Annotated in this window: 17 protein-coding genes; 16 read left to right on the top strand and 1 reads right to left on the bottom strand. The window is 63.9% G+C overall.

Going from position 1 to position 22,158, the window contains the following annotated elements:
* Nucleotides 1–187 precede the first annotated feature (187 nt).
* From ACVC5H_RS01515 to ACVC5H_RS01585, 15 genes are all read left to right on the top strand, one after another.
* A complete protein-coding gene (locus tag ACVC5H_RS01515) occupies nucleotides 188–1,504 on the top strand; it encodes an efflux RND transporter periplasmic adaptor subunit (RefSeq protein ID WP_489620660.1) in 1,317 nt (438 codons plus the stop codon).
* 11 nt (nucleotides 1,505–1,515) lie between these two features.
* Nucleotides 1,516–4,671, top strand: coding sequence for an efflux RND transporter permease subunit (locus tag ACVC5H_RS01520; RefSeq protein ID WP_489620661.1), 3,156 nt, complete (start codon nucleotides 1,516–1,518; stop codon nucleotides 4,669–4,671).
* Nucleotides 4,671–6,182 carry an efflux transporter outer membrane subunit gene (locus ACVC5H_RS01525; protein WP_489620662.1) on the top strand — a complete coding sequence of 504 codons (1,512 nt, stop codon included), beginning with the start codon at nucleotides 4,671–4,673 and terminating at the stop codon, nucleotides 6,180–6,182. Before ACVC5H_RS01520 ends, ACVC5H_RS01525 begins: the two co-directional genes overlap by 1 nt.
* A gap of 334 nt (nucleotides 6,183–6,516) precedes the next feature.
* Nucleotides 6,517–7,371, top strand: a complete 855-nt coding sequence (locus ACVC5H_RS01530; RefSeq protein ID WP_489620663.1) for an NAD-dependent epimerase/dehydratase family protein — start codon at nucleotides 6,517–6,519, stop codon at nucleotides 7,369–7,371.
* Between the two features lie 218 nt (nucleotides 7,372–7,589).
* A complete protein-coding gene (locus tag ACVC5H_RS01535) occupies nucleotides 7,590–8,423 on the top strand; it encodes an amino acid ABC transporter permease (RefSeq protein WP_489620664.1) in 834 nt (277 codons plus the stop codon).
* Nucleotides 8,420–9,073, top strand: coding sequence for an amino acid ABC transporter permease (locus ACVC5H_RS01540; RefSeq protein ID WP_489620665.1), 654 nt, complete (start codon nucleotides 8,420–8,422; stop codon nucleotides 9,071–9,073). Before ACVC5H_RS01535 ends, ACVC5H_RS01540 begins: the two co-directional genes overlap by 4 nt.
* Nucleotides 9,057–9,851 (top strand): amino acid ABC transporter ATP-binding protein, encoded by a 795-nt coding sequence (locus ACVC5H_RS01545; protein WP_489620666.1) that lies wholly within the window; start codon nucleotides 9,057–9,059, stop codon nucleotides 9,849–9,851. The genes ACVC5H_RS01540 and ACVC5H_RS01545 overlap by 17 nt, the downstream gene beginning before the upstream one ends.
* A gap of 51 nt (nucleotides 9,852–9,902) precedes the next feature.
* Nucleotides 9,903–10,706 (top strand): transporter substrate-binding domain-containing protein, encoded by an 804-nt coding sequence (locus ACVC5H_RS01550; protein WP_489620667.1) that lies wholly within the window; start codon nucleotides 9,903–9,905, stop codon nucleotides 10,704–10,706.
* 428 nt (nucleotides 10,707–11,134) lie between these two features.
* Nucleotides 11,135–12,022 carry a 4-hydroxy-tetrahydrodipicolinate synthase gene (gene dapA / locus ACVC5H_RS01555; protein WP_489620668.1) on the top strand — a complete coding sequence of 296 codons (888 nt, stop codon included), beginning with the start codon at nucleotides 11,135–11,137 and terminating at the stop codon, nucleotides 12,020–12,022.
* Nucleotides 12,023–12,055: 33 nt separating this feature from the next.
* On the top strand, nucleotides 12,056–13,225 hold the full coding sequence (locus ACVC5H_RS01560; RefSeq protein WP_489620669.1) for an iron-containing alcohol dehydrogenase: 1,170 nt from the start codon (nucleotides 12,056–12,058) through the stop codon (nucleotides 13,223–13,225).
* Nucleotides 13,222–15,543: a 4-hydroxythreonine-4-phosphate dehydrogenase PdxA gene (gene pdxA, locus ACVC5H_RS01565; RefSeq protein ID WP_489620670.1), complete on the top strand. Its 2,322-nt coding sequence runs from the start codon at nucleotides 13,222–13,224 to the stop codon at nucleotides 15,541–15,543. Before ACVC5H_RS01560 ends, pdxA begins: the two co-directional genes overlap by 4 nt.
* Nucleotides 15,544–15,637: 94 nt before the next feature.
* Complete coding sequence (locus tag ACVC5H_RS01570) at nucleotides 15,638–17,071, top strand: sodium:solute symporter family protein (RefSeq protein ID WP_489620671.1); 1,434 nt, start codon at nucleotides 15,638–15,640, stop codon at nucleotides 17,069–17,071.
* A 28-nt stretch (nucleotides 17,072–17,099) separates the two neighbouring features.
* Nucleotides 17,100–18,284 carry a sialidase family protein gene (locus tag ACVC5H_RS01575; RefSeq protein ID WP_489620672.1) on the top strand — a complete coding sequence of 395 codons (1,185 nt, stop codon included), beginning with the start codon at nucleotides 17,100–17,102 and terminating at the stop codon, nucleotides 18,282–18,284.
* Between the two features lie 19 nt (nucleotides 18,285–18,303).
* Complete coding sequence (locus tag ACVC5H_RS01580; protein WP_489620673.1) at nucleotides 18,304–18,756, top strand: nuclear transport factor 2 family protein; 453 nt, start codon at nucleotides 18,304–18,306, stop codon at nucleotides 18,754–18,756.
* Nucleotides 18,757–18,871: 115 nt separating this feature from the next.
* Nucleotides 18,872–19,648, top strand: a complete 777-nt coding sequence (locus tag ACVC5H_RS01585) for a DeoR/GlpR family DNA-binding transcription regulator (protein ID WP_489620674.1) — start codon at nucleotides 18,872–18,874, stop codon at nucleotides 19,646–19,648.
* 44 nt (nucleotides 19,649–19,692) lie between these two features.
* On the opposite strand, the gene ACVC5H_RS01590 is transcribed toward ACVC5H_RS01585, so the two are convergent.
* Nucleotides 19,693–20,409 carry a FadR/GntR family transcriptional regulator gene (locus ACVC5H_RS01590; RefSeq protein ID WP_489620675.1) on the bottom strand — a complete coding sequence of 239 codons (717 nt, stop codon included), beginning with the start codon at nucleotides 20,407–20,409 and terminating at the stop codon, nucleotides 19,693–19,695.
* 447 nt (nucleotides 20,410–20,856) lie between these two features.
* Here ACVC5H_RS01590 and ACVC5H_RS01595 point away from each other — a divergent pair, with 447 nt between their 5' ends.
* Nucleotides 20,857–22,113: an MFS transporter gene (locus tag ACVC5H_RS01595; protein WP_489620676.1), complete on the top strand. Its 1,257-nt coding sequence runs from the start codon at nucleotides 20,857–20,859 to the stop codon at nucleotides 22,111–22,113.
* Nucleotides 22,114–22,158: the final 45 nt, after the last annotated feature.

A 22,158-nucleotide genomic window follows, 5' to 3' on the forward strand; every position in this document is an offset into this window, starting at 1 on the left:
AACAAGAACCCGGCGCGCGGTGGGCCATATCCTGCCGGATCAGCCGTGGATGTTGCAGGGCAGGCATACGGCCATGCTTGCTCATTTTTCCCTCACATTTGTTGTACATCATCGTAGGTCCGATAGCTCATTGCGCCCGGAACCCTTGCCCATGGCGGCTTGCGGACGGGCAGAAAGCCACCCGATCATGCCCCATATTGCAAGCACTCCGCGCCACGCCGGGCGCCGTTCCTCCACCGCAGCGCGCCTGGTGCTGTCCTTGATGATGGTCGCTGTCCTGGGCGCCTGCTCCAAATCGGGCGACCTGCCCAAGTCGGCGGCCCAGTCCGAAGTCGGCTACGTGGTCGTCAAGACGCAGCGCCAGGCGCTCACCACCGAGCTGCCCGGCCGTACCACGGCCTACCTGGCAGCCGACATCCGTCCCCAGGTGGGCGGCATCATCCAGAAGCGCCTGTTCAAGGAAGGCAGCCTGGTCAAGGCCGGCCAGCCGCTGTACCAGATCGATCCGGCCAGCTACCAGGCCGCCTATGACAGCGCCAAGGCATCGTTGCTCAAGTCCGAGGCTACCCTGGCTTCATCCAGGCTCAAGGCCGAGCGCTACGCCGAACTGAACAAGATCGACGCCGTCGCCAAGCAGGACAACGATGACGCCCAAAGCACCCTGCGCCAGAACCAGGCCGATGTGGAAGTGCAGAAGGCCGCCGTGCAGACCGCCGCCATCAACCTGCAATACACCAAGATTCTCTCGCCGATCTCGGGCCGCATCGAGAAATCCACCGTCACGCCCGGCGCCCTGGTGACGGCCAGCCAGACCACGGCCCTGACCACGGTACAACAGATCGATCCGATCTATGTGGACGTTACCCAGTCCACCGTGGACCTGCTGCGCCTGCGCCGCGAACTGGCCAGCGGCCAGATCAGGAAGAGCGGCGCCAACGCGGCCCAGGTCAAGATCCTGCTGGAAGACGGCTCCACCTATGATCACCCCGGCAAGCTGGAATTCACCGGTCTCTCGGTCGATACCGGCACCGGCATGATCACCTTGCGCGCCGTGGTTCCCAACCCGGATGGCGTCTTGCTGCCGGGCGCCTACGTGCGTGCGGTACTGGAAGAGGGCGTGGACGAACATGCCCTGCTGGTGCCGCAGAAGGCCATCAGTCGCGACCAGACCGGTGCTGCTACCGCCCTGGTGGTGGGCAGTGATGGCAAGGTGCAGCAGCGCGTGGTGACCGTGGCGCGCGCCGTGGGCAACAACTGGTGGATCAGCAAGGGCTTGCAGGAAGGCGACAAGCTCATCGTCGATGGATTGCAGAAGGTACGCGCCGGCGATAGCCCGCGTGCCATCGACATCACCGACAGCCTGCAGAAGGACCTGGCGCGCGAAGCCGCCGCTGCCGCCGCTGATCCGTCGCTGGGCGGTGACGCCGGCAAGGCTGCCGATGGGGCTGCAGACAAGGCTGCCGGCGCGGGAACCGCTGCTGCTCCCGGCGCCCAGTCGAAGTAAGCGAGGCGCACATGGCACGTTTCTTTATCGACCGGCCCATCTTCGCGTGGGTCATGGCCATCATCATCATGCTGGGTGGCATGATGTCGATCCGTTCTCTTTCCCTGGAACAGTATCCCAACATCGCCCCGCCGCAGGTCAACATCAAGGCCACCTATACCGGTGCCTCGGCCAAGACCCTGGAAGACTCGGTGACCCAGATCATCGAGCAGCAGATGAAGGGCCTGGACAACCTGCAATACATGTCCGCCAGTTCCAGTTCGGCCGGTACCTCCACTGTCACGCTGACCTTTACGGCAGGTACCAATCCTGACGTGGCGCAGATGCAGGTGCAGAACAAGCTGCAGCAGGTCACGGCCCGTCTGCCGCAGGCGGTGCAGAACAATGGCGTGACGGTCACCAAGGCCTCGACCGACATCCTGATGGTGCTCTCGCTGAGTTCGGACGATCCGCGCATCACCAGCATCGACATCGGCGACTTCATCAGCAGCAGCCTGACCGACCAGATCAGCCGCGTTCCGGGTGTAGGCGATGTGACCGCGTTCGGTACCAACTATGCGATGCGTATCTGGCTCGATCCGGCCAAGCTGCAGAAGTACGCGCTCATGCCTTCGGACATCACCAGCGCGCTCGAGGCGCAGAACACCGAAGTCTCGGCTGGCGAAATCGGTGCGCTGCCGGCCCAGCCCGGGCAGCAGATCAACGCCACCATCACCGCCCGCAGCAAGCTGACTACGGCTGAGGAATTCCGCAACATCGTCGTCAAGTCGTCTTCGGATGGTTCGGTGGTGAAGATGTCGGACGTGGCGCGGGTGGAACTGGGTGGCGAAAGCTACCAGACGGCCTCGCGCCAGGACGGCAAGCCGTCATCGGCCCTGGCGATCCAGCTGGCCACGGGCGCCAATGCGCTCTCCACGGCCGATGCGGTCAAGAAGAAGATGGCCGAGCTGGAGCCCTACTTCCCGGCCTCCATGAAGTTGAAGACCCATATCGCCTATGACACCACGCCCTTCGTGCGCGTGTCGCTGGAAGAAGTGGTCAAGACCCTGCTCGAAGCCATCGTGCTGGTCGTTCTGATCATGTACCTGTTCCTGCAGAACATCCGCGCCACCTTCATTCCGGCCATCACGGTGCCGGTGGTGCTGCTGGGGACCTTCGGCATCCTGGCCATGTTCGGCTACTCGATCAATACCCTGACCATGTTCGGGATGGTGCTGGCCATCGGGCTCCTGGTGGACGATGCCATCGTGGTGGTGGAAAACGTCGAGCGCCTCATGAGCGAGGAAAAGCTCAGTCCCAAGGAGGCTACGCGCAAGTCCATGCAGGAAATCACGGGCGCCCTGGTGGGCATTGCCATGGTGCTGTCGGCGGTGTTCATCCCGATGGCCTTCTTCGGGGGCTCCACCGGGGTGATCTATCGCCAGTTCTCCATCACCATCGTCTCGGCCATGGCCTTGTCGGTGATGGTGGCGCTGACCCTGACCCCGGCCCTGTGCGCCAGCCTGCTCAAGCCGCATGCGAGCGGGCACGTAGAGCAGGGCAAGTTCTTCACCTGGTTCAACCGTACTTTCGACCGCAACGCCACCCGCTACCGGGGCGGCGTGGGCGGCCTGCTCAAGCGCGGCAAGCGCGGTCTGCTGATGTATGCGCTCATTGCCGTGGCGATGGCGGTGCTGTTCATGCGCCTGCCCACCTCCTTCCTGCCGGAAGAAGACCAGGGCGTGCTGATGGCGCAGATCCAGCTGCCCACGGGCGCCACTGCCGAACAGACGGCCACGGTGGTCAAGACCGTGCAGGACTATTTCCTGAACAAGCCCGAATCGGTCGAATCGGTGCTCGCCATCGTCGGCTCCGGCGTGGGTGGCAACAGCCAGAACAGCGCCCGCGCCTTTATCCGCTTGAAGGACTGGGGCGAGCGTACTGGCGCGGGGCAGTCGGCGTCCGAACTGGTACGCCGTGCCAATGCCGATCTGTCCAAGATCCGCGGTGCCCGCGTCTTCCTGATGAATCCGCCGGTGGTGCGCGGCCTGGGCCAGAGTTCGGGCTTTGACTTCGAACTCAAGGACGTCGGTGGCGTGGGCCATGATGTCTTGCTCAAGGCGCGCGATCAGTTCCTGCGGGCAGCGCGCTCCAGTCCGATGCTGGCCAACGTGCGCACGACCGGCCTGGATGACACGCCGCAGTTGCGCGTGGCCATCGATGACCGCAAGGCTGATGCCCTGTCGGTGGCGACCTCGGACATCAACGCCGCACTGGCTACGGCCATGGGCGGCACCTACGTCAACGACTTCCTCAGCAATGGCCGCGTCAAGAAGGTCTATGTGCAGGGCGATGCGCCCTTCCGCATGCAGGCCGACGACCTGAACCGCTGGTTCGTGCGCAATTCGGCCAGCCAGATGGTGCCCTTCTCGGCCTTCATGACCAGCAAGTGGACCTATGGTCCGTCGCTCTTGGAGCGCTACAACGGCGTGTCTTCCTTCGAAATCGTCGGTGAACCCGCAGCCGGCGTGAGCTCCGGCACCGCCATGGCCGAAGTGCAAAAGCTGGCTGCGCAACTGCCGGCCGGCATCGGTTTCGAGTGGACCGGATCGTCCTACCAGGAGCGTCTCTCGGGCAACCAGGCGCCGATGCTGTATGCGATTTCCATCCTGTTCGTGTTCCTGTGCCTGGCCGCGCTCTATGAGAGCTGGTCGGTGCCGTTCGCGGTGATCCTGGCGGTGCCGCTGGGGATCATCGGGACCGTGCTGCTGACGGGGATCTTCGGAATGTCCAACGACGTGTATTTCCAGGTCGGCTTGTTGACCACCGTGGGTCTGTCGGCCAAGAACGCGATCCTCATCGTCGAATTCGCCAAGCAGTTGCACGAATCCGGCAAGAGCCTGTGGGATGCCACGCTGGAGGCGGTGCAACTGCGCCTGCGCCCGATCCTGATGACCTCGCTGGCCTTCATGTTCGGCGTGCTGCCGCTGGCCGTGGCCACCGGCGCCGGCTCGGCCAGCCGCCGCGCCATCGGTACGGGCGTACTGGGCGGCATGCTTTCGGCGACCATGCTGGGCATCTTCTTCGTGCCCTTGTTCTACTACCTGATCGGTACCTGGCTGGACCGCCGCGCGGCCAAGAAACCTCGCCAGGATGACGATCACGCGATGCAAAAGGAGGGCGTGTGATGAACCGTCCCGCACAACACCCATCCGCCCTGTGGCCGCGCACGGCCATGATTCTGGCGCTGACGGCGGCCCTGGCAGGTTGCGCCAATCTCGAACCTGATTACGCCCGCCCGGCCGCGCCGGTGCCGTCCGGCTGGACGCAGCAGGTCGATGGCAAGACGGTGGTCAGCGCCACCGGCAAGGTGGGCCAGGCCTCCAACGAGACCGATGCCGACCAGCTGGGCTGGCGCCAGTTCTTCCTTGATCCGCGCCTGCAGAAGGTGATTGCCGCCGCGCTGGAAAACAACCGCGACCTGCGCGTGGCCGCATTGAACATCGAGAAGGCGCGCGCGCAATATCGCATCACCGATGCCGACCGCTATCCGTCCATCTCCGCCACCGGCAGCAGCACCGCCAGCCGCACGCCGGCGGATTTGTCCAGCACCGGCCGGGCCACGGTATCGCACCAGCAAAGCCTGACGGTGGGCATGAGCGCCTATGAGTTGGACTTCTTCGGGCGCTTGAAAAATCTCTCCGATGCCGCACTCGAAACCTATCAATACCAGGTCGAGACGCGCCGCAGCACCCACATCAGCCTGGTCGCCGAAGTGGCGACGGCCTGGCTCACGCTGGCATCCGACCGCGACCTGCTCAAGCTGGCGCAGGACACCTATGCCAGCCAGTCGCGGACCTATGAGCTGAGCCAGCGCAGCCATGACATCGGCACCGTCTCCGGGGTCGACCTGGCCAGCCAGGAAGCCACCGTGGAATCGGCCCGCGCCGACGTGGCCAGCTACACCAGCCAGGTCGCGCAGGACATCAATGCGCTGCGCCTGCTGGTGGGGGCCGACGTCGATGCCTCGCTGTTGCCCACGGGATTGCCCGACACGGCCAGCGTCTTGCCCGCCACCCCGGCCGGACTGCCTTCGCGGGTGCTGCTGCGCCGTCCCGACGTGCTGGCGGCCGAGCATACCTTGAAGTCGGCCAATGCCGACATCGGTGCGGCGCGCGCGGCCTTCTTCCCCAGCATCACGCTGACCGCCGACGGCGGCACCGCCAGCCGCACGCTGGGTGGCCTGTTCAAGCCCGGCAGCGGCAGCTGGAGTTTCGTGCCGTCGATCAACCTGCCCATCTTCAACGCCGGCAGCCTGCGTGCCAGCCTGGATTCGGCCAAGATCACCCGCGACATCGACGTGGCCAATTACGAGAAGGCTATCCAGACCGCCTTCAGCGAAGTGGCCGATGCCCTGGCCGTGCGCGCCACGCTGGACCAGCGACTGGATGCCCAGGGCAAGGCCACGGCCGCCAGCGAGAAGGCGTTCCGTCTGTCAGAGGCACGCTACAAGAATGGCATCGACAGCTATCTCACCACCCTGGTGGCGCAGCGCACGCTGTACTCGGCACAGCAGACCCTGATCTCGCTGCGCCTGACCGAGCAGAGCAATCGCATCACGCTCTACAAGGTGCTGGGCGGAGGTTGGAACGAGGATACGGTGCAGCCCGCTGCGGCCACGCAGAAGTCGCCTTCGTGATGGAATCGAAAGTGACGTCGGCATGTGATTGATGGACGTTGAACCGCTCGCGTGACCGGCCTGTTCCTGAAGTACTGCCCGTGATCGGCTGGCTCGCCTGCGTGCGGGCCAGCGTGACTTTCCTGCACGGAACTTCATTTCCCAACGGACAAACTGTCCTCAATTCGGGTTGACAAGCCTCACCCCGGCGGGAATAATCCGGCAAGTGATACGACAACGTACAAGATCGACCGGCCGCATTCTGCCGCAAGCGCCGTTGTCGGCATGATTGCCCTTGAACGCAGCACCCGATTCGACAACAACAACGATGAGCAACCATCAGGAGACAGCCCGCATGAGCGCAGATACCGACCGCGATGCGTGGCAAACCGCCCGTTTTTCCCGTCTGCTGCTGACCGGCGCCGCCGGTGGCGTGGGCCGGCAATTGCGGCCACGCCTGGCGTCCTTTGCCGAGCGCGTGCGGGTAGCCGATCTGGCGTCCGCGATGCAGGCCGTCGACGCGGCGGCCGCACATGAAGAACTGCTGGGCTGCGACCTGGCCGACCGCGCTGCGGTCGATGCCATGGTGGCGGGCTGCGAAGCCATCATCCACCTGGGTGGCGTGTCGGTGGAGCGTCCCTTCGAAGAGATCCTGGAAGCCAACATCAAGGGCGTCTTCCATATCTACGAGGCGGCGCGCCGTCATGGCGTCAAGCGCGTCATCTTCGCCAGCTCCAACCACGTCACCGGCTTCTATCGCCAGGATGAGCGCATCGATGCGCATGACATCAAGCGTCCCGATGGTTACTACGGCCTGTCCAAGTCCTATGGCGAAGACATGGCGCAGTTCTACTTCGACCGCTATGGCGTGGAAACGGTGAGCATCCGCATCGGTTCGATCTTCCCGGAGGCCACCAACCGCCGCATGCTGGCCAGCTGGATGAGCATGGACGATTTCGAGCAACTGCTGCGCCGTGCGCTGTTCATCCCGGGCGTGGGCCACACGGTGGTCTATGGCATGTCGGCCAATGCCAAGACCTGGTGGGACAACCGCTACGCCGCGCACCTGGGCTATGCGCCCAAGGACAGCTCGGAAATCTTCCGCGCCAAGGTGGAGGCCCAGCCGCAGCCGGCCGCCGATGATCCCGTCATGACCCTGCAAGGCGGCGCCTTCACGGCTGCAGGCCCCTTCGATCCCTTGGCCAGCTAATTTATCCACAGCAGTTTTCGCTCCACCCTCGGCAGTATCGTCGTACTCCCGTCGCGGCCTGAAGTCCCGGCCGCGCGGCATGGCAGCACCGCACGCAACCGCTTGACCTGAATCGCAGCAAGGCAGCACCCGGCACACCGGGCCGCTCGCACGCAGCAGGATCGCGCCCGCGCCGCACCGATGTCCGGTTTCCTGAAACCTTGATGGACCGGCAGCCCATGAACTTCTCTCTCGACTTCAGTCCCCTCGCGCCGTACTGGCCCGTGTTCCTGCACGGCGCCTGGCTGACGCTGAAGATGACCACGCTGGCGGTCATCGTCGGCGTCAGCGTGGGCATCTTCGTCGCCTTCGCCAAGAACAGCCCCAACCGCCTGCTCGCGCGCACCTGCAGCGGCTACATCGAGGTGGTGCGTAATACGCCTTTCCTGGTGCAGATCTTCCTGCTGTATTTCGGCCTGGCCAGCCTGGGCATCCGCATGCCGACCTTCGCAGCCGCGGTGCTGGCGATGATCATCAACATCGCCGCGTATGCCGCCGAGATCATTCGTGCCGGCATCGATTCGGTGCCGCGCGGGCAGATCGAGGCGGCCCAATGCCTGGGCCTGTCGGTCTGGCGCATCCGCTGGCACGTGATGCTGCAGCCGGCCATCGAGCGCGTCTATCCGGCGCTGACCAGCCAGTTCCTGCTGATGATGCAGGCCTCGGCGATGGCCTCGCAGATCTCGGCCGAGGAGCTGACAGCCATCGCCAACACCGTGCAATCCGATACCTTCCGCTCGCTGGAAACCTACATCGTGGTCGCGGCCCTGTACCTGGTGCTGGCGGTGCTGGTCAAGCTGGTGGCCTATGCCATCGGCGAGACCATCTTCAAGCGCCGCCGCACGCTGCGCCGTGCTGCCGCACAAGGCAGGCGCAGTCCGGTCTCGCGCCTGCCGGCGACCGATCCGGCCGGGATGGCGCCGCTGGCGCATGTGCCCTATGTCCATCCCGCATCGCGGCCGGTGGCGGTCAACACGGCAGCCTCGCTGCGCATCGAAGGGAGCACATCATGATGGGCGGCTTCAGCTGGACTTACTTTTTCTTCATGGTGCAGTCGATAGGCTGGACCCTGGTCCTGTCGGCGCTGGCCTTCGCGCTGGGCGGAATCGGCGGATTCCTTGTGATGCTGGCGCGCATCTCGCCGCGCGCCTGGCTGCGGCGGCCGGCCATCCTCTTCATCGAATGCGTGCAGGGTATTCCCTTGCTGATCCTGCTCTTCATCGTCTACTTCGGCCTGTCGGTGTATGGGCTGGTGCTGCCGGCGCTGGTGGCAGCCGGACTGGCGATGATGATCTATACCAGCGCCTACCTGGGCGACATCTGGCGCGGCTGTGTGGAAGCCATGCCGCGTCCTCAGTGGGAGGCGTCCGAATGCCTGTCGCTGACGCGCTGGCAGACGCTGCGCCTGGTCATCATCCCGCAGGCCATGCGGTTGTCGCTGCCGCCGACCATCGGCTTTCTGGTGCAGCTGATCAAGTTGACGTCGCTGGCCTCGGTGATCGGCTTTGTCGAACTGACCCGGGCCGGGCAGATCATCAACAACTCCATCTTCCAGCCCTTCCTGGTGTTCCTGTTGGTCGGTACTTTCTATTTCCTGCTCTGCTATCCCTTGTCGCGCTGGAGCGCCTCCATGGAGAGAAAACTCAATGTCAGCCTTCGCTAAAACGGAACCGGTGGCGCACCTGCGCCCGGTCGCGCCCGCCCGGGAGGCGCAGCCCATCATCGTCAAACTCGATCAGGTCTACAAGAGCTTCGGCGACAACCAGGTCTTGAAGGGGGTGTCCTTCGAGGTGGCGCGCGGCGAGATGATCGCCATCATCGGCGCGTCCGGCTCGGGCAAGTCCACCGCACTGCGCTGTATCGACCGGCTCGAGACCATCGACTCGGGCAGCATCGAGGTGGCCGGCATCCGCGTCGATGACCCGCAGGTGGACCTGCACAGGTTGCGGCGCGAGGTCGGTATCGTGTTCCAGAGCTACAACCTGTTCCCGCATCTGAACGTGCTGGAAAACGTCATGCTGGCGCTGCGCCACGTCAAGCAGCAGGACAAGGCCGAGGCCCGTCGCGTGGCCCTGGCTGCGCTGGCGCAGGTCGGACTGGATGAGAAGGCCAGCGCCTATCCGGAGCAGCTCTCGGGCGGCCAGCAGCAGCGCGTGGCCATTGCCCGGTCGCTGGCGATGGCGCCCAAGGTGATGCTGTTCGATGAAGTGACCTCGGCGCTGGACCCGCAGCTGACCGGCGAAGTGCTGCGCGTGATGGAAGACCTGGCTGCCAATGGCATGACCATGCTGCTGGTCACGCATGAGATGAACTTCGCCAAGCGCGTGGCTGATCGCATCATCTACATGCACCAGGGCCGGGTCTGGGAAGTCGGCCCCGGCGACATGCTGGACCACCCGCACACCCCCGAATTACAAGCCTTTCTGGCTGCCGACCTGTAGCGCAAACGCTGTTCCCAGTACGACCTGTTCATAAAATAACGGAGACAAGAGATGAAAAAAGCAAAATTGCGCCCCCTCGCGCGCACGGCCCTCGCCGCCCTGATCCTGGGCCTGACCGCCCACGCCGCGCTGGCCGACCAGCTGGACGATATCAGGAAGGCCGGCAAGATCCGCATCGCCACCACCTCCAGCACACCGCTGTTCGGCTACAGCGATGAGAAGCTGCAACCGGCCGGTTCCGACGTCGAGGCTGCGCGCCTGCTGGCGCAGGATCTGGGCGTGCAGCTTGACCTGATGCCGGTGGCCAATTCCGCACGCGTGCCGACCTTGCAGGCCAACCGCGCCGATATCGTGGTGGGTTCGCTGTCGATCACGCCGGAGCGCCTGAAGGTCATCGATTTTTCCACGCCCTATGCGGTCATCAGCCTCATCATCGGTGGACCCAAGAGCATGGCCATCAAGGATTACGCCGACCTCAACGGCAAGCGCATCGGCGTCACCCGCGCCACGCCCAACGATACGCTGACCACGCAGAACGCCAAGGGCGCCGAGATCATGCGCTATGAAGATGATGCGACCCTGATCACCTCGATGGTGACGGGCCAGGTGGAAGTCTTCTCCAGTACGCCGTCCAACCTGCAGGAGATGCAGAAGAAAGCGCCGGGCAAGAATCTGGAAATGAAGTTCGAACAGAAGGCCTTTGATCTCGGTATCGCCATCAACAAGAACCAGCCGCGCCTGAAGGAATGGATCGATGGCTGGGTCAAGACCAACATGAAGAATGGCAAGCTCAACGCCATCTACAAGAAGTATCACGGCCGCGATCTGCCGGCCGGCGTGCAGAATCCCGCATAAGCAGGCCCTGGCCTGAAGGCGGTCTGGCGCATTTCGTCCGGCTGACTCTGAAAGGACCGGCTTCCCGTGCCGGTCCTTTTCGTCCTCGCAATCACGAGGACGAAATCATGCCGGCTTCCCTATCGCGCTACCGCACAAGTTGTTCCCCGAATTGATCAAACCGGTCATCTCCCACGAAAAAGCGTGTTTCCACGGAAACGAAATGCCGTTTCCAGCTGGACTTCACGATCGTTATGATCGTAACGATCGATATTCAGCTTGATTTCCGTTTTGTATCGGTATATCTTGATCAAAAAAATCGTATGAGTTGGATGTTCGGACGCTTTCTGTTGAGTTTGTGACCGAATCGGTCATTGTTGGCCGGCCTCCATATCCTCATCCCCCCGTACCGGCATCGGCCGGTCATGACAAAAAGACGGAGATAAGCCATGTCGCTCACTTTCAAGGGCATCGTCCCTGCCCTGATCACACCTATGACTCCCGAGGAGGAGATCGACGAGGCGGGTTTGCGCACGCTGGTCGACCGGCTCATCGATGCAGGCGTCCATGGCTTGTTCGTGCTGGGTACCAACGGTGAATTCATTTCCTTGTCCGAAGCCGAGAAATTGCGCGTGGCAAGGATCGCCGTGGACCAGGCGCGTGGTCGTGTGCCCGTCATCGCGGGCACCGGGGCTTATGCCACCCGCGAAGTGATCGCCCTCAACAGCAAGATGCACGACCTGGGCGTGCAGGCCGTCTCGGTCATTACGCCTTACTTCAATGGCGCCACCCAGGCCGAACTGTTCAAGCACTACGACAGCATCGCCCGCGCCACGCCGTTGCCGGTGATGCTCTACACCATTCCCGCCAAGACCGGTGTCCAGCTCAACATCGACACCGTGCGCCGGCTCTCGGAAATTCCCAACATCCGTGGCATCAAGGATAGCGGCGGCGACTTCGATCGCCTGCTGCAACTGATCAACCTCAAGCGGGACGACTTTGCGGTCTTCACCGGCACCGATTCCATGATCCTCTGGACGCTCATGGCCGGTGGCGACGGTGCCGTGGCTGCGACCACCAATGCGGTGCCTAGCGTGGTCATGTCGATCTGGAACCACTTCCGCCAGGGCGACATTGCGGCAGCCCGCCAGGCCCAGGAGGCGCTGCGCCCGCTGCGCGACGCCTTCGGCCTGGGGACTTTGCCGGTGGTACTCAAAACCGCTGCCGGCCTGCTGGGCATGCCCGCCGGGCCGGCACGCTCGCCGGTGCTGCCGCTGGATGCGGCTGCGCTGGACAAGCTCCACCAGGCCATTGCCGCCTATCCGAGAGTGGCCTGAGCGGCTGCGCCCGCCTATTGCAAGGATCATGTCATGACTAGCACCTATCACTTCCAGAGCGTCAAGCACATCGTGCACGGGCCGCACAGCCTGGATCAACTGGCCGACAAGCTGGCGCTGCTGGATCGCCCGGTACGCCGCATTGCCTTCATCACCCAGCCCGTCATCGAACAGATGGGCGTGGCGGAACGCGTGGCAGCGGCCCTGGCACAGCACGACGTGCAGACCCTGGTGGTCCGCGATGTCCAGCCGGAGCCGAGCATCGAGAATGTGGAAACGGTTTTCCGTGAACAGATCGCCCCCTTCGCGCCGGATGCCATCCTGTCCATTGGCGGCGGCAGCGTATTGGATGCGGCCAAGCTCTTTGCCGTGCGCCTGACCAATGATGAACCGCTGCGCCAGTGGCTGGGCGTGGACCTGATCAAACGCCCCGGCGTGCCGCTGGTACTGGTGCCCACTACCGCCGGCACCGGTTCAGAGGTCACGCCCAATGCCATCGTCACGCTGCCCGACGAGGAACTGAAGGTCGGCATCGTCAGCCGTCACCTGCTGCCGCAACTGGTGATCCTGGATGCCACCCTGACCGTGGGCCTGCCCAAGCCCATCACCGCCGCCACCGGCATGGATGCATTCATCCATGCCCTGGAGTCCTATATCTCTACCAAGGCCAATCCGATCAGCGACATGTTTGCCATGGAATCGATGCGGCTGATCGGCGCCAACCTGGTAGAGGCGTATCAGCACGGCGAGTCGCTGTCCGCCCGCCAGGCCATGCTGATGGGCTCGATGTACGGGGGGCTGGCCCTGACGGCGGCCGGCACGGCGGCCGTGCATGCACTGGCCTATCCGCTGGGCGGCATGTTCAACATCACCCACGGCGTGGCCAACTCCATGCTGTTGCCGCACGTGATGCAATTCAACCTCGATGCCATCGTCGAGCGCCTGGCGCATGTGGCCCATGCACTGCAGATCGCCCGTCACGATGACAGCGACCAGGCTGCCGCCGAGAAGCTGCTGGCACGTCTGCGTGAGTGGACTGCCGTACTGGAGATCCCGCAGGACCTGCGCCGCTTCGGCGTGGACGAAGAGCATCTGGAACCGCTGGCCATCGCCGCCGCCAAGGTCAAGCGGCTGCTGGGCAACAATCCCAAGCCGCTGGGCCATGAGGACATCAAGACCATCTACCGGAATCTGCTGCCATGACTGCGGCCATCGCTGTCACCGCCGCCGCACCCCGCCTGCTGATCATCGGTGATGACCTGTCCGGCAGCGCGGACTGCGCCGTGACTTGCAGCCACTTCGGGCTGAAGACTGCGGTTCTGCTGGACGGGCAACCGTCAGCGACGCAGGAGGAGCTCGATGTGCTGGCGCTGGATACGGACAGCCGCGCCTTGCCGCCGGCCGAGGCCGGGCGGGTGCAGGCCACCGCGTGGCAGGCCCATCGCCATGGCCGCAAGCTCTACAAGAAGATCGATTCCACGCTGCGCGGCAATGTCGCCGCCGAGATGGCGGCGCTGACCGGGGCCGGCATGGCCATCGTCGCGCCGGCCTTTCCTGCCGCAGGACGAACCACGAAAGAGGGGCGCCAGTATGTCTTCGGCGTGCCGGTGGAAGAGTCCGAAGTCTGGCGTAACGAACACATCGGCGGACCTGCCGACCTGGTGGCCATGCTGCGCCAGGCCGGCATGAAGGCCGCGCTGCTTGGCCTGGCCACCGTACGCCAGGGCAGTGCGCACGTGAAGCAGCGCATCCTGGCCTGCCAGGCCGAAGGGATCGACGCACTGGTCTGCGATGCAGAGAAGGACGAGGATCTCGCATGCATCGCCCAGGCATCGGCCGCACTGGACGGACTTTACTGGGTCGGTTCGGCGGGATTGGCCATGCCACTGGTGGCGGCGCTGCAAGGCCATCGCCAAGCGCTTGCCGCAGTAGCCGGTCCTGGCGATGCAGTGCTCCATCCAGGTGGAGTGCTCGCCATCGTCGGCAGCATGTCCAGCGTCTCCCATGCTCAGGCGCAGGCGTTGCAGGAGCAAGCCGGAGAGCAGTTGCTGGTCCGTACCATCGATGCGGCTGCGCTGCTCGATCCCTTGTCGCTGCTCCCCCGCCAGCTGGCGCAACAAGCCGCCCAGGCGTTGCAGGAGGGGCGCAGCGTCCTCGTCACGCTGAGCCAGCGACAGCGCATGGCCGTGTCCGATGGCGCGCGACTGGCACGGCAACTGGCGGCCTGCCTGGGACCGGTGGCACAGCATGCCCGCGCTCTGGTGGCCACCGGCGGGGAAACGGCGCGCGCCATGCTGAGCTGGATGGGCGTGCGGCAACTGGCCATCGTCAGCGAGATCGATACCGGCGTGCCGCTCATGCGTGCGCGCTACCAGGGCCGGGACTTCCCGGTTGTCACCAAGGCGGGCGGCTTTGGCCAGCCCGACACCCTTTATCGTGCATGGCGGTCCATGACCGCCGGGCCAACGCAGCCTGCACCAGCAGTGCTCGCATCCACTGGAGAAGAAGCTATGACATACCGTCCGGTTATCGGCATCACGATGGGCGACGCCGCCGGCGTGGGGCCGGAGATCATCATGAAGAGCCTGGCCCGCCGCGAGGTCTATGACGGCTGCCGGCCGCTGGTCATCGGCGACGCGCGGCGGCTGCGTGAGGCCGGCCGCATCACCGGCGTGAGCCTGACGGTGCGCGCCATCGCCAGCCCGGCCGAAGCCCGTTTTTCCTATGGCGAGATCGACTGCATCGACCTCGGTCTGATCCCGGCCGACCTGCCGTATGGCCAGTTGTCGGCAGTGGCCGGCAATGCGGCCTTCCAGTACATCGCCCGCACGGTGGAATTGACCTCGGCCGGTGAACTGGATGCCATCTGCACGGCCCCGCTGAACAAGGAAGCGCTGCACGCGGGCGGCCACATCTTCCCCGGCCATACCGAGATCCTTGCGCACCTGACCGGTATTCCCGAAGTCTCGATGATGCTGGTGGCGCCCAAGCTGCGCGTAATCCACGTGACCACCCACATTGGCCTGCTGGATGCCATCAACCGCATCGAACCGGGCCTGGTGCAGCGAACCATCGAGCGCGCGCATGACACGCTGGTGCGTGCGGGTATCTCGCAGCCGCGCATCGGCGTGTGCGGCATCAATCCGCATGCCGGCGAGAACGGCCTGTTCGGCTACGGCGAGGAAGAAAAGAAGATCATCCCCGCCATCGAGCTCCTGCGTGCCCGTGGCTGGGACGTGGAAGGCCCGCTGCCGGCCGATACCCTGTTCTATCGCGCGGGCCGCGGCGACTTCGACGTGGTGGTGGCGATGTACCACGACCAGGGGCACGGCCCGGTCAAGGTGATGGGGCTGGAAGCGGGTGTGAACGTGACGGTCGGCCTGCCGGTGATCCGTACTTCGGTGGATCACGGTACCGCCTTCGACATCGCCGGCCGGGGTATCGCCGACGAAGGAAGCATGCTGGAAGCGCTCAAGCAGGCACAAGACCTGGCTACGCGCCGCGCTGCCCTGGCAGCCTGATGCAACAGGACGGCGCCGCCTGCGGTGGCCGTGGTCCTGAAATATAAATTATTTATAACATTATCCGATCTGCGAGGATCGGGAGGAGAACACAATGAACCAGTTTGGAGCATTGGACACGGCCATCATCATCGCGATGGTCGTCATCTATATCGCAGCCACGTCCTGGCTGAGCATCCGCCTGCGCAGCAAGAATACGGGCGAGTTCATGGTGGCCGGCCGGGCAGCGCCGGTGCTGGTGATCGCCATCCTGCTGATGTCCGAATTCATCGGTGCCAAGTCCACCATCGGCACTTCGCAGGAAGCCTTCAATGTCGGCATCGCCGCCTCGTGGTCGGTGATCGCGGCGGCCATCGGTTTCCTGCTGTTTGGCCTGTTCATGGCCAAGCGGCTCTACAAGTCGGGTGAATTCACCATCTCCGGCTTCGTTGCCCAGAAATACGGCAAGACCGCCAAGCTGGTGGTGTCGGGGGTGATGATCTATGCGCTCTTCATCGTCAACGTCGGAAATTACGTCAGCGGTGCGGCGGCCATCTCCACCGTGCTCAAGGTGAACCTGCCTACGGCGGCCATCATCACGGCCATCGTCAGCACCATCTACTTCGCCTATGGTGGTCTCAAGAGCGTGCTTTACGTGACCATCTTCCACAGCGCCATGAAGATCCTCGGCATCGGCATCCTGGTGTGGGTCGCACTGTCGCTGACCGGCGGCATTGCACCGATGGTCAGCACCATGCCGGAACACTACTTTACCTGGAGGGGCGCCTTGAACGGCGGCACCATCGGTGCCTGGGTCATTGGCACCTCCGGTGCGATCTTCTCCACCCAGTTCATCATCCAGGCTATCTCCGGTGCGCGTTCCGGCGAAGATGCCCGCAAGGCGACCCTGGTGGCCGCCGCCCTGTGCGTTCCCATCGCACTGGCGCTGGGCCTGCTGGGCGTGGCCGCCAAGTTCCTGTTCCCGCAGATCAAGGGTTTGTACGCGCTGCCGATCTTCCTGCAGCACATGCATCCGCTGCTCTCGGGCATCGTGACGGTCTCGTTGGTGGCCTCGATCTTCGTGAGCGTAAGTACTGTGGCGCTGGCTATCGCCTCCCTGATCGTCAAGGATTTCTACGTGCCCCGTTTTGCCCCTTCGCCCGAGCGCGAACTGGTAGCGACCCGCTGGATCTCGCTGGTGGTCGGTTTCGTGCCGTTGATCTTCGTGCTGTTCGTGCCGCAGATCCTGGCACTGTCCTTCTTCACCCGGGCGTTGCGACTGACGGTGACGGTGGTGGCCCTGATGGGCATCTACCTGCCTTTCTTCAACAGCAGCCGTGGTGCCATCTCGGCCCTGATCCTGGCCACCGTGGCGACCACCGTCTGGTATCTGCTCGACAATCCGTTCGGCATCGACAACATGTACATTGCCCTGGTCGCTCCGGCCATCGTGATGGTGATCGAGCGCCTGATTTTCCCATCGGCACCCAATGCGACGGAGCACGTCAGGCCGCATGAGCTGGCTGCCGGCACAGGTCGGCAGCACTGAACCGCCCGCGCAACGAAAGAGGATGAACATGAGCCAGTTACCCCGCGTCGCAGGCCAGGTCCGCCCGGCCGCTGCCGACAATGACCGCCGTGAAGCCCACCTGCCGGCCCTGACCGTGCAGAACCACGCCGCCAACCTGATCGCGCTGTCCAATGGCGACCTGCTGTGTGCCTGGTTCGGCGGCACTCAGGAAGGCATTCCCGATATCTCGATCTACCTGTCCCGGCTTGCGGCTGGCAGCGATACCTGGTCCGTACCCGTGCGTCTGTCCGAAGATGCCACCCGCTCCGAGCAGAACCCGGTGCTGTTCGAAGCGCCCGATGGCGAGCTGTGGCTGATCTATACCGCGCAGCTGTCGGGACACCAGAATACGTCCATCGTGCGCCGTCGCATTTCCGACGATCTGGGCCAGACCTGGGGACCGATCGATACCCTGTTCGACACCCCCGGCACCTTCGTGCGCCAGCCCATCGTGGTGGCACGCGACGGCGCCTGGCTGTGCCCCGTCTTCATGTGCCGGGTGGCCGAGGGCGAGCGCTGGTCGGGTAATGACGACATCAGCATGGTCATGCGCTCCACCGATGGCGGTCGTCACTGGAGCGCCCACGAAGTCCCGGCCAGCGTGGGGTGCGTTCACATGAACATCCAGCCCTTGCAGGAAGGCGGCTTCCTGGCTTTGTACCGCAGCCGTTGGGCCGATCACATCTACAGCAGCCGCTCGGCCGATGGTGTGCAGTGGAGTGCACCGCAACCGCTGGACCTGCCCAACAACAATTCCTCCATCCAGTTTGTCGCCCTGGCCAACGGCCACCTGGGACTGGTCTTCAATCACAGCAGCGCAGCCAACAGTACTGCGCGCCGTGCCTCGCTGTATGACGATATCGAGGATTCCGAAGATAGCGGCCACCTGGTCGCGCAGTCCGCTTCGCAGCGTGGCACGGCCTTCTGGGGCGCACCACGCGCGCCGATGACGCTGGCGCTGTCCTACGATGGTGGCCGCAGCTGGCCCGCCATGCGCAACCTGGAAGTGGGGGATGGCTACTGCATGACCAACAATTCGGCCGAGAAGCTCAATCGTGAGTACTCCTATCCTTCCATCGTGCAGTCGGCCGATGGCAAGCTGCATATCGCCTATACCTATTTCCGCCAGAACATCAAATACGTGAGCGTCGATGAAGCCTGGGTCACGCAACAGATTGCAGCGGCCGCGTGAGCCGGTTTAAGGAGCATTAATGGAAAAGACAACGATGACGCGCAGGGAGGCCATCATGGCATTGGGAACCGGTATGGTCGCCAGCGGCCTGAGCGCACCGGCGCAGGCCGCCGACGTGGGGGCGCTGGAGGGCGCCACCGAGGCCTTGCGGCGCGCTCTGGAAGAAGGGGATGGCAAGGTGTTGCAGGCCTTGCTGCACGAACGCATGAGCTATTCCCATTCGGATGGTCGGGTGTGGACCAAGGCCGTCCTGCTCGACGCCATCGCCGGCAAGCAGCGCTATCTCAGCGTGCGCACGTCGGCGCAGACGGTGGCGATCGTGGGGACGACGGGCATCGTGCGGCACATCTATGATGTGGTCAACAATGATGGAAAGAAGACCGCCAGTCACCTCCAGGTATTGATGTGCTGGGTCCAGGAAGCACAGGGCTGGCAGCTGCTGGCGCGCGGCGCAACCACCATTGCTGCCTGAGGGACTGGCGGCATTGGTGGAGCAGGGGAGGGCGGTAGCTGGGAAGCCGGTATACTCGCTGATTGCGGCCGCCGCTGAAAGCGGCCGCGGCATCGTCAACCCACCACTGCCCCCTATGAAAGTTACCCGCCGCCGCGAGGCCATGGTTCAGGCCGTCCTCTCGGGAATGACCGAAGTCACTGCCCTTTGCGACCATTTCGGCATCTCCGAAGTTACCGTGCGCCGCGACCTGCGTGCATTGGCCGACGAAGGCCTGATCCTGCGTACCTATGGTGGTGCCGCCTCGGTCAGCCTGCACGCTCCCGAAGAGTCGCTGGAGCAGCGCAGCCACAGCTTTCAGGCCGAGAAGGATGCCATCGGCGCGGCCGCCGCCGCGCATGTGGCCGAGGGCGATACGGTCTTTCTCGACGCCGGGACCACCACGGCCGCCTTGGCCAAGGCGCTGGCCGGGCGCCAGGCAATCCAGGTCATCACCAACAATCTGCTGGTGGTACAGACACTGGCCGGCAGCCAGGTCGCCGTGACGTTGATCGGTGGTGATGTACGTCCTTCCAGCATGAGTACCTTCGGCCCCATCGCGCAACTGGGGTTGACCCGGCTGACCTTCGACAAGGCCTTCCTGGGTGCCGATGGTGTGGTGGCCGGACGCGGCTTGTGCGAGGCGACGGTGGAGCAGGCTTACCTGAAGGAATGCATCCTCCGCCAGGCCGCTACCGTGTTCGTCCTGGTCACCGCTGACAAGCTCAATCGCGATAGCCAGCAGCACTGGACCCCCATGGAAAAACCCTGGACCCTCATCACCGACGCACCCGCCGGGCATGCCGGCCGGCATACCTTTGAAGCGCTGCCCGGTGTGCAGATCGAGACGGTCGAGGTGCCTCGTCCACAATGAGGCAGCCTTGGCTGGCGCTGCACCGCAAGCGGCTGCATCAGGCGCTAGCCGCCCTCGAAGATGCGCTGCCGGGCATGGCCGATATGCGCCCGCATGGCCGCCTCGGCTTGCTGCACCGATCCTGCCGCGATGGCGTCGATGATGGCCTGGTGTTCATCGTCGATGACCTGGATGCGCTCGGCTTCCTGGGGCGAGCCCAGGTTCTGCGCCAGTTCCATGCACTGGCGGATCGGACCCAGGGCGTGTTCGATGGTGGAGATGAAGAAGGGATTGCGCGTGGCCCGGGCAATGGCCATGTGCAGGGCCAGGTCTTCGTCCACGCCGGTCTGGCCGTTCAGTTGCGCCCGCCGCAAGGCTTGCAGGCAATTGCGCATCAGGGCCAGGTCATCGTCCTCGCGCGCGCTGGCGGCGATGCCGGCGGCACCCACTTCCACGCATGCGCGGAAGGCGTAATAGCGCTCCACGTCATGGATGCTGGCAATCTGCGCCGGCGCGCTGCTCTGCAGGACCGGCAGGCGCTGCACGTAGTTGCCCGAGCCCCGGCGCGACACCACGATCCCTTCCGAACGCAGGCGCGACAGCGCTTCCCGCACCGTCGTGCGCGACGCTTCATAGCGCTGCGCCAGTTCCACCTCGGTGGGCAGCTTGCGGTTCTCGCCCCATTCTCCGCGCAGGATCGCCGCGATGATCTGCTTGCAGATGTGTTCGGAACGGCTGAGGTTGCCGCGGCGCGGAAGTTCAGGAGAATGGAATGCTGACATATACGATGACTGCTGCCGATGAGTTCGTCTGCGGACACTATGAAGGAGTCGACGCTGCGGTGCAAGTCATTGTCTCCCGGCGCGCACCGTCGTTCACCTGAACTGAGGGAAATAGCCTGCCAATGCCGTTTCCAGGAAGGAATCTGCATTAAATTCGGTTGACTTCCATCGCGCCGATCATTAGAGTTGTCCACCTGCATGAAGAATTAGTCCGACTAATTTCACCTTAACTTATACGACATCGTATAAATAAAATGATAAAAAAGACAATAAGAATTCATCTGGAGACAGGTATGCATTTCCCACCTGCCTGAACCCGGACGGCCCGGTGCCGTCCTGGCCTCTGGTTGCGCGCCATCCACCGCGAGAGCGGGCGCGCAGTCAGGGCCGGAGAGGCGAGCGGCCGTGCGATGCCTGCCCTTTGAAGAACATCCTTTTGGAGACGCCATGAAGTACGTAAGAGGAATCCGCTGGTACATGGTGACCCTGGTCACCCTGGCCCTGATCGTCAACTACCTGGCCCGCAACACCTTATCGGTGGCCGCCCCGACCATGATGAAAGAGCTGGACATGAATACCCAGCAATATTCGTACATCGTGGTGGCGTGGCAGATCTGCTATGCGGTCATGCAACCGGTGGCCGGCTACATTCTTGATGCCGTCGGTACCAAGATCGGTTTCGGCATCTTCGCCCTGGCCTGGTCGTTGGTCTGTGCGGCGGCCGCCATGGCGACCGGCTGGCAGAGCCTGGCCTTCTTCCGCGCCCTGCTGGGCATGACTGAAGCGGCCGGCATTCCGGGCGGGGTGAAGGCGTCCACCGAGTGGTTCCCGGCCAAGGAGCGGTCGGTGGCCATTGGCTGGTTCAACATCGGTTCCTCCATTGGCGCACTGTGCGCGCCGCCGCTGGTGGTGTGGACCATCCTGCACGGTGGCTGGAAGATGTCCTTCGTGGTGGTGGGCGTACTGGGCGTGTTGTGGTTCTTCCTGTGGATGTTTTTTTACAAGAGCCCGCGCGACCAGAAGCTGCTCTCGCCGGAAGAGCGCGCCTACATCCTCGACGGCCAGGAAAAGTCGCCCGAGAAGGTGCAGCGCGAAAGCTGGACCAAGATCGTGCGCAGCCAGAACTTCTGGTCGATCGCCATCCCGCGCTTCTTGTCGGAACCGGCCTGGCAGACCTTCAATGCCTGGATTCCGCTTTACATGGCCACCGAGCGCCACATGAACATCAAGGAAATCGCCATGTTCGCCTGGCTGCCTTTCCTGGCGGCTGACATCGGCTGCGTGCTGGGCGGCTACCTGAGTCCGTTCTTCCACAAGCATCTGAACGTGTCGCTGTTCACGTCGCGCAAGCTGGTCATGCTGGTCGGCAGCCTGGCCATGATCGGCCCGGCCTGCGTGGGCTTTGTCGACAGTCCTTATGTGGCCATCGCGCTGCTGTCCATCGGCGGCTTCGCGCACCAGACGTTGTCGGGCGCGCTGTATTCGATCACCTCCGACGTGTTCACCAAGAATCAGGTGGCCACCGCTACCGGCCTGACAGGCATGAGCGGCTATCTGGGTGCGACGCTGTTCACGCTGCTCTTCGGCATCCTGGTCACGCAGATCGGCTATGGACCCTTGTTCATCCTGCTGGCCGCCTTCGACCTGGTGGCCGTGGCGGTCGTGTTTGCGATTGCCCGCCCGCGTCCGGAGGCCATTGCCTGAGACGTGTCATAGGGTCTTGAAGGGAAGGGGCGGCGTCGTCGGACG

The sequence above is a fragment of the Herbaspirillum sp. Her3 genome, assembly GCF_057961275.1.